Below are 12187 nucleotides of genomic sequence, written 5' to 3'. Positions count from 1 at the left end.
TGATAGTTGATACACTAGGTTCCAGGGAACCGCGCCCAGGTTTTCGATTGGCGCGTAGATTGCTTCATCAGCACGAGAAAATGCCTGGCTCGGGACTGTTCCCTAAGGGCAGGTGCCGCTCATGACAAGCCTGGAGTCCATTACGTGTCCATATCGTCCCAGCTGGAAACCGATCTGAAGGATTTGGAACTGGCGAGTGATCCAGCAACCTTGCGGCTCAAAAGCCGGGATTTTTTCTGGTTCTCTCCCATTTTGAAGCGGGAGCTGGAAAGCTGCCGGGCGGATTTGGTCGTCCGGCCGAAGACGATCGCAGATGTGATGCAAGTTGCGGCAGCTGCAGCCAAATCCCGCAGCACTGTCACGGTGCGCGGGGGAGGGACCGGCAACTATGGACAAGCCGTTCCTCTCAAGGGAGGGCTCGTCATCGACATGGCTGGCCTCGATCGCGTGGTTGATGTCTTTCCGGGCGCCGGTACCTTCGAGGCAGGGGCAACGATGCTGGAGATCGACAAGGCGCTGGCGCCCATGGGCTGGGAGTTGCGGTTCTATCCTTCAACGCGGAAACAGGCGACGATCGGCGGTTTTGTTGCCGGTGGGGCTGCTGGGGCCGGGTCCTGCACCTGGGGGCAGCTTGCTGATCCGGGAGCCGTTCTGGCGGTGGAAGTTGTGACCGTCGAGGAAGAGCCGAAGCTGATCCGGCTGGATGGGCCCGACGTCCTCAAGGTGCTCCACGCCTATGGCATCAACGGCATCATCGTCTCCGTAACCGTACCGCTGGCGCCGGCCCATCCCTGGGCTGAACGGATCGTGGCCTTTCCGGACCTTAAGAAAGCTGCTGCTTTCGGTCAGGCTTTCACCGAGGCTGACGGCATCGCAAAGAAGCTGGTCTCGGTGTTCGATCAGCGTATTCCACCCAAGCTGGGCCGTGTGGGCAAGCTGGTGCCGGAAGGAAAGGCGGCAGCGATCATCATGGTGAGCGAGCCCCAGGCCGGTGCCATGGCTCATCTGGCTGCGCAGTTTGGCGGCGAAATGGTGTTTGAGCGGCGCGCTGAGGAGGCACAGGCTGCCGCATTCGAAGGGCATGGCAGCTACGGCCCGCTTTATGAATACACCTGGAACCATACGACGCTCCATGCGCTCAAGCGCGACCCCGCGATCACCTACCTTCAGCTTCGGTTTCCGCCGGGCTCGAATTTGGAGATCGTGGACAAGGTGGCTACCGAATTTGGCGATGAGGTGCTGCTGCATCTGGAGTTTCAGCGCCGTTTTGGCAGGGTAACCTGTTCCGCCCTGCCATTGGTGAGCTACTCCACCGATGAGCGGCTGAACGAGGTCATGGCACGGATCGAGGCGCTGGGCGCGCAGGTTTCCAATCCGCATACCTATGTGCTGAACAACGCGGGCTGGAAAAGGGTCGATGCACCGCAGCCGGAGTTCAAGCGGATTGCGGATCCTTATGGCCTGATGAATCCGGGCAAGCTCGCCATCTGAACGTGGCCTGCGTCATGGGGGGTTGAAACCTCAAGAGTGAAAGGCAAAGGTTTGCTCCGATTCGGGCGCAAACTGGAGGAAGGTCTGGCATGAAAGTCTACGGCATCAAGAACTGCGATACGGTCAAGAAAGCCCGCAAGTTTCTTGAGGAAGCTGGTGTCGAGTACAGTTTCCACGACTACAAGAAAGACGGCGTGGATCCGGTCAAATTGCGTGGGTTCGTTGACGAGTTCGGCTGGGAAATGGTTCTGAACCGCAAGGGCACCACCTGGCGGAAGCTGGATGAGGACATCAAGGACGGCGTGACCAGCGCGGACACTGCCATTGAGATCATGCTGGAGCATCCCTCGGCCATCAAGCGTCCGATTGCGGAAGGCAAGGTCAAGACCCTGCTCGGATACGATCCGGTTGCCTGGGAGATGGCGCTGGAGCTTGGTGAGCTGGCCTGAGACGGCCAGCCTGGCTGGTCCCGGGGCTCCTTCGAACTTCAGATGGGCACGTCACCAGGTCCGGCGCGGGCCTATGTCGATGTGGTAGTGGCCGGAGCGGTAATATTTGTAGCCGCCGACTTCCTTCTGCGCCTTCAGGAAGGCAATGACGGAGCTGGGGTTGCCGCGCACCTTGAAGTCAACGGCGTCGCAGCTCAGGTGATAGGAGCTGCTCGCGCCGCCCTTCCACCAGTTTTCCAGCCACCAGCGATTGGTCGAGGTCACGGTGACATGGCCATAGCGGTCTGCAACGCGATTGATGACACGCTTGAGCTTGCCCGGAACGCACCAGCGTGTGTCGTGATAGGCGACATCGCTGCTTGAGAACCAGCCCGCGCATCCGGACAGAAGCAGAGACGCAGCGACAATACACGCGAGGTTTTTGGCGGGCAGTTTCATGACCCGGTCCCTTCCAATCAATCGTCCCTTCCCAGGAGGGACTCTCGCGCGGCTTGGTTAAGTTAATCGTGACAAACATAGTTAAAATTGCATCAAATTGGCGTTGAGCCGGTGAGTTTTTGTTAATTTCCAGCGGCGCCGGGCATCTCATCGGCGCGGGGATGCTGCCAGCTTAAGGGCTGTTCTGCTTGACTGTCCGGCTCAGCTGGGGGAAGAGAGGCGCCGCGCACCGGCCAGTGCGGTCATGGAGAAGAAGAAGTGTCCAACCATCGTTTTGTTTTCACGCTGTCCTGTGAGGACCAGCCAGGTATCGTTGCAGCCGTCACCACCGAGCTTGCCGATCTGGGTGCGAATATCGCGGAGAGCAATCAGTTCTGGGATCAGGTGACGAACCGCTTCTTTATGCGCATTGCCTTCGTGGCGCCCGAAAACGCGACAGTGGAAAGCCTCCAGCGCGCCTTGGCTCCGGCGATTTCCCGTTTTGACATGAAAACATCCCTGAATGACATGTCGCGGCGGCCGCGGATGATCGTCATGGTCTCCAAATTCGACCATGCGCTTCTGCATCTTCTCTATCAGATCCGGGTCGGCTGGCTGGACGCGGAGGTTGTCGCCATCGTGTCCAACCACGAGGACAGCGCCCAGACCGCTGAAATCCAGGGTATTCCTTTCTATCACTGGCCGGTCACCAAGGAGAACAAGACTGAACAGGAAGAACGTTTGCTGAAGCTGGTTCACGAGACCGACGCTGATCTCGTGGTGCTTGCCCGCTACATGCAGGTTCTCTCCGACACTGTGTCCAAGCGTCTGTTCGGCAAGGTGATCAACATCCACCACTCGTTCCTGCCGAGTTTCAAAGGCGCACGGCCCTATCATCAGGCGCATCAGCGCGGTGTGAAGATGATCGGTGCAACGGCGCATTATGTGACCGCGGATCTTGATGAAGGTCCGATCATCGAGCAGGACGCGGAGCGCGTCAGCCACTCGCTTTCCGCTCAGGATTTTGTGGCCCGTGGCCGCGATATTGAATCCCGCGTTCTGGCCCGTGCCGTGAAGTATCACATGGAGAACCGGGTGATCATCGTCGGCAACAAGACGATTGTCTTCAGCCAATAAAGCTCAGGGGCTTAGGCCATTGCCCTTTCCATGAGAATTCCATCGCGCTGCAATTCGCTGAGAATCCAGTCCCGGAACAGCTGGACCTTCCGGGACCGGCCGTTGAGTTTGGAATAACTCAGCGACCAGTGTTCTCCCTCGACTTCCGAAACCTGCTCGAAGGGCTGGATAAGCTCGCCCCGCTCCAGGGATTCCTTGCAGAAATAGGGGGTCAGGATTGCAACCCCCTGACCGGAAATGGCACGGCTGGCCTCCAGTGCCTGTGATCCCATGCGCGAAGAGGGCAGATGGCTGAAGTCCATATCCGGCAGGCCCGCTTCTGCGAACCAGATCTGCCACCAGGGATCATGCGCGTCGATAAGCGGAAACTGGAGCAAGTCCTCCGGCTTTGTGATGGGGCCATAAGATGCCGCCAGCTTCGGGCTAAGCAACGGTGTGCAATTGGCCCGGACAATGGCAATCTTGTGCCAGTCCTGCGGTGGCGGATAGCAGGCGGCCAAAACCACGTCTGCACTCTGAAACTCCGGGGAAGAGGCCGGCCCGTAGGGCATGATCCTGACGTTGAGATCCGGATACTCCAGCTCGAAGAAATGAATGCGTTGCGACAGCCAGCGCATCGCGAAGGTCGTGTTGCTGGAAATGGTCAGCAGAGACGCGGTGTTGCTTCTGACCTCCGAAAATGCCTCCCTCAAATCCGCGAAGGATGTGGTGACACGCTGGGCAAGGCGGATACCCCGCTCCGTCAGCTCAATGCGCCGGGGCAGGCGCACAAAGACCTGAAACCCCAGGTTCTCTTCCAGAATACGGATCTGATAGCTGACCGCAGCCTGGGTCATGCCAAGTTCATCGGCAGCACGCGTAAAGCTGAGGTGACGGCTGGCCGCGTCAAATACGCGGATTGCCGAAAGGGGAGGAAGAGGCTGGTTCATGCATAAGCTCTCCTTATGCAGGTGAGCGGAATTTTGGTTGGTCAGCCAGATCCTATTCCGCCATTACTCTTGCCGCAACCCTTTGGAGTATCTCCCCAATGACTGCGGACACACCTGTTCGGCAGAATGGCCGTGCTATGCCTTTTTTGATCAAGACTGCCCTGAAATCCCTTATGTCCCGCCTGGGCTTGGCTTTCCGCAGGGACCCGCTGCGTGCTGACCTTGCCCATTTGTCTGAGCCGCTGCTTCGCGATGCTGGGCTCTATGCGCGGACTGGTCTGGGAGGCAGTCTGGATGAGAGCTGGCGGCGCGAATTAAGAGCCCAACTGGAGCATCGCTGCGACAGTATCGTCTCAGATAAAGAGTAAGCGCTTGCTGCTCAGAGCAGCATCGCCCAGGCGGTGGCCGCAAGCATGCCTGCGGCCATCAGCACGGTCGTGATCCGGAGCGCCTTGCCTTCTCCCAATAGGGAAAGGATCGAGACGCCAAGGAGCGCCCAGATGGAGTGGGAGATCATGCCGCCCGTGATAAAGCCCCCCGTCAGGATCAGGGCGTTTTCACCAAGGCCGAGACCATTGCCGGCAAAGAATGTCGTGAAGGCGACCAGGCTCATGGCCCAGGTCTTAGGGCTGAGCGGATGGATCAGGAGCCCTTCCCAGAAGCTCGGCAGACTTACGGTTCCCTTGGGCTTGATGCTCAGCGATATGATCCGCCAGGCCAGATAGGTCATATATCCCATGCTCAGGACCTTGAAGACCGTCACAAGGGTTCCGCCCTGCGCCATCACTTGCCCGAGACCGAAGGCAACGCAAAGGTTCAGGCAGATGGAGCCGATCTGTGAGGCCAGAATGACCGGAAAGGCCGTGCGGTATCCGGAGGTAGCGCCAATGGCCATGAAGGTCAGATTGCCTGGGCCGGGTGTTCCGGTCATCACGGCAACGAACAGGGCGAAGGCAGCGAGAGCAGCGGTGTCCATAATGAGATACAATCGATACAATTAATGATGACAAAGCAATCGCTTGCATCTTTGTTTTCGTCAATGTATTTATTGTATTCATGACAATATGGTGCCCAGACATTTCGACTGCCTCCGGGCCGATCTATCTTGCCGTTGCAGATGCTCTGGAGGCAGATATCCGCTCGGGGGCGCTGGCAATCGGCACGAAGCTTCCGCCCCAGCGGGAACTTGCCTATCAGCTCGGCGTGACACTGGGCACGATTACCCGTGCTTATAGAGAAGCAGAGCGCAGGCGGCTTCTGCGTGGCGAGACCGGGCGAGGCACCTTTGTAGCGCCTGCGGAAATCGAGGCGTCACCCCTGATCCCGCGCGAAGACCGGGCCGGGGAGCTGGATCTGGCCCGGAACTTTGCCTTTCCGCATCTCAATCCGGATCTTGCGAAAGGGCTCGCCCGGCTGTCCCGCACGCCAGGTATCGAACGGCTGAACGGTTTCGTGCCTTCGGAAGGTCTTGCGCATCACCGGGAAGCGGGGGCCCGTTTGTTCCAGCTGTTCCGCTTGTCTGCAGATCCCTCGGATATCGCGGTCACCTGTGGCGCGCAGCATGGCATTCAGGTTCTGCTGCAGGCTCTGTTCCGGCAGGGGGATGCGGTTGCGGTTGACACCTTCACCTATCCGTCCCTTCTGAATTCGGCCCCGCATCTTGGCCTGAAACTGGTTCCGGTGCCCATGCGCCGTGGCGTAGACGGGCGGTTTCTGGCCATGGATCCGGAGGCGCTTGGCAGGGTTGCCCGTACCGAGGGGGTGCGGGGTGTGTTCCTGATGCCGAACATGCACAATCCCACCACGCATACCATGACCCTGGCGGAGCGGGAGGAACTGGTCCAAGTTGCCAGACTGCATGGGCTGAAAATCATTGAGGATGATCCCTACACGCCGTTCGTGCGCGAGGAGCTGCCCGCCATCGGTGAACTGGCGCCGGAACTGACAGCCTCCATCGCAAGCATCTCGAAATTGCTTTCTCCCGGCAGCCGTATCGGTTTTGTCCATGTTCCGAGGGAATACGGTCACGCTGTCCGCAATCTGATCGGCGAAAGCACCTGGATGGCGTCGCCGATCACGGCCGAGCTCGTATCCGGCTGGATTGCCGACGGAACGCTGAAGCGCGTTCTGCAGGAAAAGCGCCGGGCCAACGAGGCGAGGTTTGAGATGACCCGGGAGCTGCTTGGCGGCGGGCGGTTCGAAGGCGGACCCGACAAGGTGTTCGGCTGGCTGCATCTTGACCCGGAAACCGATCCGGGGGCCGTGGAGGCAGAGCTCCGGCGCAGAGGTGTTGCAAGCCTTTCCTCCCGGTATTTCCAGGCATCGGACCGCAGGCCCGCGCCCTTCATGCGGCTGTGTCTCGGATCGATCGCAGGCGGTATCGAGTTCCGCACTGCCGTAACCCGTGTTGCGGAGGTGCTGGCGGATCCCCGGCCTCAGGCGCGGGATCTGCCGGGCCCGGTAGCCTGACTAGCCTCGCGTTTTGACAATTCATTGCAAGATGTGAATAAGCGTCGGGCGGATGTTCCGCCCTGCACAACGAGGATCTTGCGCGAGACATGGCTTTCTTTCGGAAACGGCAGCAGAACCGCGCCGCCGCAGCCTTTGATCCTGACGCCAGTCCTTATGCGCTGCTGGAGGGTGTCAGCCTGACCTTGTCGAATCGTCAGGTGCTCACGGATATCTCCCTTCGCCTGTCTGAGCGCCGCATCGGTCTCGTCGGCCTCAACGGATCGGGCAAGAGCAGCCTGATCCGTCTCCTGAACGGGCTTCGCCTTCCCTCCCGGGGCAGCGTCCGCGTTTTCGGTGCAGAAACGAAACAGGCTTTGGCCGAACTGCCGCGCTATGTGGGCTTCGTGTTCCAGAACCCCGATCACCAGGCCATCTTTCCGACGGTGGAAGAAGAGATCGCCTTCGGGCTGACGCAGCTTGGTGAGGCCAAACAGACGGCCCGGGCCGGAGCGCTCGACTTTCTCGCTCAGCATGGATGCGCTCATCTTGCCGGAAAACCGTTTGCCGAACTTTCCGAGGGCCAGAAACAGCTGATCTGCATCCTTGCCGTTCTGGTGATGCAGCCCCGGCTGCTGGTGCTGGACGAGCCCATGTCGTCTCTGGACGGATTGGCCTCCCGGCGGATCCACAGGCTGCTGGACGGGCTGGACCAGAAGATCGTCATGATCAGCCACGATCTCAGCCTTTTGCGATCCTATGACAGGGTGGTGTGGCTGGAAGCGGGGCGCATTCGCATGGACGGACCGCCTGCGGAGGTTCTACCCGCCTATGAGGTGGATCTTGAGGTCCGGGCCGCGGCCCCGCTGAATGGAGAGGACTTGTGATCTCTCTCTATATGCCGGGCCGGTCCTGGTGCCACCGGCTTCCGGCCTGGCTCAAGCTGACTGGCCTGGCGGTTGTGAGCATGGCGGTGTTTCCCATCAAGGACATTCCGGTCTTGAGTGCCGTGCTGGTTCTGGTGCTGGGGCTTTACGCGAGCCTCGGCACGCGGGGGCTTGGTGAACTCAGAGCCTTGCGGCCTATGGCTCTCATGCTGGCAATGATCTTTGCCTTGCACGCAATCACCGGAGACATCTGGGAAGGCATTGTCTCGGTCGAGAGGCTGGCGGCTTTGGTCCTCCTGGCCAATCTCGTGACCATCACCACCCGGATGGATGACATGCTTCAGGCCGTCATGCGGCTTTTTGCGCCGCTCGGCTGGTTCGGCTTCTCCCCCCGCAAGCCCGCTCTGGCGGTCACCCTTGTGCTAAGATTTGCGCCGGTGCTTCTCGGTGTATATTCCTCCTTGCGCGAAGCCTATCAGGCCCGCACCGGCAAGCGTGGCAGCTGGCGGCTGATGGGGCCGTTCATGCTGCAGTCTCTTGCCATGGCCGACAATGTGGCCGAAGCGCTGACGGCGCGGGGTAGTGCAGATGGCCTGGCGGATAACAATCCCGGCGCACTGCCCGCGCGGACAATAACCTGAGGGATGCCGGAGCGTGTTGGATGCCGGCTGATCCGGAAAAGGAAATGAGCATGAATGACCGTACTCTGGTTCAGATCGCCTTTTATGCTGCTCTGACCGCTGCCCTTGGCCTTTTGCCGAAGCTGGCCATCCCGGTTGCCGGTGGCGTGCCTGTAACCGCCCAGACCCTCGGCATCATGCTGGCCGGCGTGATGCTTGGCCCGGTTCGCGGTGCCCTTTCCATTCTTCTCTTCCTGTTCCTGGTCGCCCTTGGTGCGCCGCTTCTTGCCGGTGGCCGTGGTGGCCTGGCGGTCTTCCAGTCTCCCGGCGCCGGGTTCATCCTTGCCTGGCCGCTCGGAGCGCTTGCCGCCGGGCTGATCATGCAGAAGACGGCGTCCTGGCGGGTCCTGCCTGCCGCGGCGCTTGCCGCCACTGTTGGCGGCATCGGGGTTGTCTATCTCTTCGGCATTCCAGGCCTCGCCTTCCTGGCGGACATGAGCCTTGCGAAGGCCGCTGCGGGCAGCGCTGTGTTCCTGCCTGGGGATCTGCTCAAGGTCGTGGTAGCCGCCGCCGTGGCCGAAACCGTTGCGCGCGGCCTGCCGAGCGCGCTTCTGTCCCGCTCCTGAAGCCGGACATCTGGCTGGATCAATCCGCCATGGGATATGTCGGCGAGAGTGTGCAGCCGCTGGCGGAGGCGGATCCTGAGCGGCTGGCGCTGTCTTGTGGCCCCCGCACGCTCACCCGCAGGCAGCTGAGCGATGAGATCCTGTGTCTTGCGCGGGCTCTTGGGTCCCGCCTGCCGGAAGGCGGGCGGGTCGCCTTGTACCTGGAAGACCCCATCCGGCTTCTCATCGGCTTCTTTGCGGCTGCCCGGGCCGGAGCGGTTGCCATGGTCTATGATCCGGCCTGGCCGGACCGGCGGCGCCAGTGGATCGAGACGCAAACCCGGCCCTCTGTCATCCTTGATGAGAGAAGCTTCCCGGCGCTCATGGCAAAGGGCACTGCCTTGAGAGAACCAACGGATGCAGCCGGGGCCGCTCCCGCCGCAGATGCCCCTTTCTACGCAGGCTTCACCTCCGGCTCCACCGGCGATCCGAAGGGCTATTGCCGCAGCCACCGGTCCTGGCTCGACAGCTTCGCCGTCAGCGCGGCGGAGTTTGCAATCGGCGAAGCTGACCGCGTTCTCATTCCAGGCAACATGGTGCATTCGCTTCACCTTTATGGAGCGGTTCATGGCATCGCATCAGGAGCGGTTGTGGAAATCGCGGAGCGCTTCAATCCGCGCTGGCTGGCTGCGCGTCTGCGGGCCGAAGGGCCATCCGTTCTTTATGCCACGCCAACCCAGATCCACTACATGGCGGGAGAGCTGCGCCGTAGCGGTGCGGCGGAGGGTGTCAGGCTCGTGCTTGCCAGTGGCGCCAAATGGCGCGAAGCGGACCGCAGGGCTATGGCGTCGGTTTTCCCCTGTGCCCGGCTGGTGGAGTTCTATGGCGCGTCAGAGATGAGTTTCATCACCATCTCCGCTCCCGAGGACAATCCGCCGGACGGCTCTGTGGGGCGGGCTGCCTATGGTGTCGGGATTTCCATCCGCAGCGAAAACCAGGAAGAGCTGCCAGCGGGTGAGACCGGAGCGATCTGGGTGCGCAGCTCCATGCTGTTCGATGGCTATATTTGCGGCGGCGGCAGTGAAATTGCCCGCGAGAATGGATGGCTGACCGTCGGGGACCGTGGCTGGCTTGATGAAAACGGCTTCCTCTATCTCGCTGGGCGCGAAAAGCGCATGATCATAACTTCAGGGCTCAACATCTATCCTGAGGAGGTCGAGCAGGTGCTGCTCTCGCATGAGGATGTTGCCCTTGCGGCTGTGGTTGCAAAGCGGGACCCGGTGCGCGGAGCCGCTCTCGTGGCCGTGGTTCAAACGGAGACGGGGTCCGGACTGGGAGGGGCCGGGCTGCGGCGTCATTGTCTCACACTACTCGGACGGTCGCGGACACCGAGGGCGTTTCTGTTTCTGGACGCAATGCCGCTGACACCGGGCGGCAAGATCGACCTGAAGCAGCTGGAGGCGATGGTCACTGAGGGCAAGACTCCGCCAGCCGCTCCGGAGGGGCTGAAGGTATGAGCAGCAAGGCGGTGATCCTGGCAGGTCTGCGGACACCGGTTGCGCCGAGGGGAGGGGCCTTCAAGTCTTTGCAGGCGGACGAGCTTGCCGCTCCGGTCATCAAGGCTCTTCTGGCGCAGTGCGGCCTGTCTGGCGACGCCGTCGATCACGTCATCTTCGGCAATGCGCTTTATGGCGGAGGAAACCCGGCCAGGCTGGCAGCCCTGCGCGCCGGTCTTCCCAGAACTGTTCCCGCGCTGACCCTTGATACGCAATGCTGCTCCGGTCTGGATGCGATCCTGTTTGGGGTTCGTCTGATCGAATCCGGGGCGGCCTCTTGTGTGATCGCGGGGGGGATGGAGAGTTTTTCCCGCTCGCCCTTGCGTGCGCACCGCCCGCTCTCGCCGGATCTGGCGCCTGTTCCTTATACGCGCCCCGCTTTTGCGCCTGCTCCCTTCGAAGACCCGGACCTGGCAGAGGCGGCAGGCCGTCTTGCGAGGGACCGGATGTATCTCCGGGCAGATCAGGCCTCCTATGCGGTTCACTCCCATGCCAAGGCCAGGGCCGCAGAAGCTGCCGGGCTGTTCTCAAGAGAACTGGTTCGGGTTGGACCGGAATCTGAGCCTCTCGCCCGGGACAGCTTTACTCGTTTGTTGTCTGGGGCTGTTGCCTTGCGCAGCCCGGTTCTTGCCGGGGCAGGTGAGACGGCTCTCCTGTCAGCAGCTACGGCGGTGGAAGCAGATGCTGCTGCAGCTCTCGTGATCGCCAGTGACGAGTTCGCTCGAGATCTGGTCCGGAAAGAGCCGGCGTTGACGGGGCAGGTCATGGAGGTGACAGCAGGCCTGTCCCTTGGAGGTAATCCAGATCAGCCGGCGCTTGTTCCAACGCTGGCCATCAAAGAGCTGATGAAACGGGAAGGGACCAGCCCTTCCCGCTATCAGCGGCTGGAGCTGATGGAAGCCTATGCCCCGCAGGCCATGGCAACGCTTGAAGATCTGGCTTGGGACCCGGCGACAGTGAACCTGGAAGGTGGTGCGCTCGCGAGAGGCCATCCGATTGGGGCGTCCGGAGCTATTCTTGCGGTGCGCCTATTCCATGGCTTGAAGGACGATTTGAAAAAAGATTTGAAAAAAGAAGCCGGCGAAGCACGGGGAATTGCAGCCATTGCAGCGGCAGGCGGACTGGCCAGCGTGCTTGCGCTCAAGCCGGGATGCTAATTCTTACTGTGGGTTAAGGTTCTGTGGATGTTTATGTTTTGGGTTTTTTGTGAGGGTTTTTGTTGGTTTTTGGGGTGTTGGTTGGGTGTTTGTCCACAGGGTGAGTGTTGGGGGATTTTTCAAAGTTTGAAAAAGTTTGTTTTAGGAGTTGACGGTTCGTGGGGCGGGGCCTATAACCCGGTTCATCGACGGCGGCAACGTCGCTGGCGACAGGGCCTTGCGCTCTAAATTACTGGAATTGAGCGTTGACAACGGTCTTAGGATAGTTGATAAGGCGGCTCTGTTCCGGGCCTCTCCGGAGGTTCTGGTCTTCTGATTTTCGCTTAGGCGCAGATGGAAAACCGATCTAGCCCAACGGGTTAGAGTTCTTTGACAATTAGGATTTGAAGGAAGGGAAGCGTGGACGGCGTTGTTCTTGCGAGGCTCTGACCGGAAGGTTGGGGTTTGGAGTAAGAGTTACGCAGGTACGCTGATCTTTAAGACAAGGAAGC

Annotated in this window: 12 protein-coding genes; 9 read left to right on the top strand and 3 right to left on the bottom strand. The window is 60.6% G+C overall.

Translation table 11 applies throughout. The annotated features are described in order from the left end of the window. Positions 1 to 144 precede the first annotated feature (144 nt). Together IG616_RS07815 and IG616_RS07810 are read left to right on the top strand one after the other, a co-directional pair. Positions 145 to 1491, top strand: coding sequence for an FAD-binding protein (locus IG616_RS07815; protein WP_192147602.1), 1347 nt, complete (start codon positions 145 to 147; stop codon positions 1489 to 1491). 89 nt (positions 1492 to 1580) lie between these two features. Then, complete coding sequence (locus tag IG616_RS07810) at positions 1581 to 1940, top strand: ArsC family reductase (RefSeq protein WP_192147601.1); 360 nt, start codon at positions 1581 to 1583, stop codon at positions 1938 to 1940. A 51-nt stretch (positions 1941 to 1991) separates the two neighbouring features. Here IG616_RS07810 and IG616_RS07805 read toward each other — a convergent pair whose 3' ends face one another. Continuing rightward, positions 1992 to 2378: a YcbK family protein gene (locus IG616_RS07805; protein ID WP_192147600.1), complete on the bottom strand. Its 387-nt coding sequence runs from the start codon at positions 2376 to 2378 to the stop codon at positions 1992 to 1994. A gap of 258 nt (positions 2379 to 2636) precedes the next feature. On the opposite strand from IG616_RS07805, the gene purU reads away from it, so the two are divergent. Next, positions 2637 to 3494: a formyltetrahydrofolate deformylase gene (gene purU, locus IG616_RS07800; protein WP_192147599.1), complete on the top strand. Its 858-nt coding sequence runs from the start codon at positions 2637 to 2639 to the stop codon at positions 3492 to 3494. 11 nt (positions 3495 to 3505) lie between these two features. On the opposite strand, the gene IG616_RS07795 is transcribed toward purU, so the two are convergent. Together IG616_RS07795 and IG616_RS07790 are read right to left on the bottom strand one after the other, a co-directional pair. Then, positions 3506 to 4423, bottom strand: coding sequence for a LysR family transcriptional regulator (locus IG616_RS07795; protein ID WP_192147598.1), 918 nt, complete (start codon positions 4421 to 4423; stop codon positions 3506 to 3508). Between the two features lie 379 nt (positions 4424 to 4802). Next, a complete protein-coding gene (locus IG616_RS07790; protein WP_192147597.1) occupies positions 4803 to 5399 on the bottom strand; it encodes a LysE family translocator in 597 nt (198 codons plus the stop codon). An 80-nt stretch (positions 5400 to 5479) separates the two neighbouring features. Here IG616_RS07790 and IG616_RS07785 point away from each other — a divergent pair, with 80 nt between their 5' ends. The 6 genes from IG616_RS07785 to IG616_RS07760 all read left to right on the top strand — a co-directional run bounded on the left by IG616_RS07785 (position 5480) and on the right by IG616_RS07760 (position 11696). Further along, positions 5480 to 6892: an aminotransferase-like domain-containing protein gene (locus tag IG616_RS07785; protein WP_192147596.1), complete on the top strand. Its 1413-nt coding sequence runs from the start codon at positions 5480 to 5482 to the stop codon at positions 6890 to 6892. Positions 6893 to 6981: 89 nt separating this feature from the next. Continuing rightward, on the top strand, positions 6982 to 7758 hold the full coding sequence (locus tag IG616_RS07780; protein ID WP_192147595.1) for an energy-coupling factor ABC transporter ATP-binding protein: 777 nt from the start codon (positions 6982 to 6984) through the stop codon (positions 7756 to 7758). Then, positions 7755 to 8399 (top strand): CbiQ family ECF transporter T component, encoded by a 645-nt coding sequence (locus tag IG616_RS07775; protein WP_192147594.1) that lies wholly within the window; start codon positions 7755 to 7757, stop codon positions 8397 to 8399. Before IG616_RS07780 ends, IG616_RS07775 begins: the two co-directional genes overlap by 4 nt. A 50-nt stretch (positions 8400 to 8449) precedes the next feature. Then, complete coding sequence (locus IG616_RS07770) at positions 8450 to 9004, top strand: biotin transporter BioY (protein WP_192147593.1); 555 nt, start codon at positions 8450 to 8452, stop codon at positions 9002 to 9004. Between the two features lie 29 nt (positions 9005 to 9033). Continuing rightward, positions 9034 to 10500, top strand: a complete 1467-nt coding sequence (locus IG616_RS07765; protein WP_192147592.1) for an AMP-binding protein — start codon at positions 9034 to 9036, stop codon at positions 10498 to 10500. Continuing rightward, positions 10497 to 11696: a thiolase family protein gene (locus tag IG616_RS07760; RefSeq protein ID WP_192147591.1), complete on the top strand. Its 1200-nt coding sequence runs from the start codon at positions 10497 to 10499 to the stop codon at positions 11694 to 11696. Before IG616_RS07765 ends, IG616_RS07760 begins: the two co-directional genes overlap by 4 nt. Positions 11697 to 12187 lie beyond the last annotated feature (491 nt).

The organism is Roseibium litorale (genome assembly GCF_014842915.1).
In the GTDB taxonomy this organism is placed as follows: domain Bacteria; phylum Pseudomonadota; class Alphaproteobacteria; order Rhizobiales; family Stappiaceae; genus Roseibium; species Roseibium litorale.
This window is presented reverse-complemented; position numbering and strand designations above follow the sequence as displayed.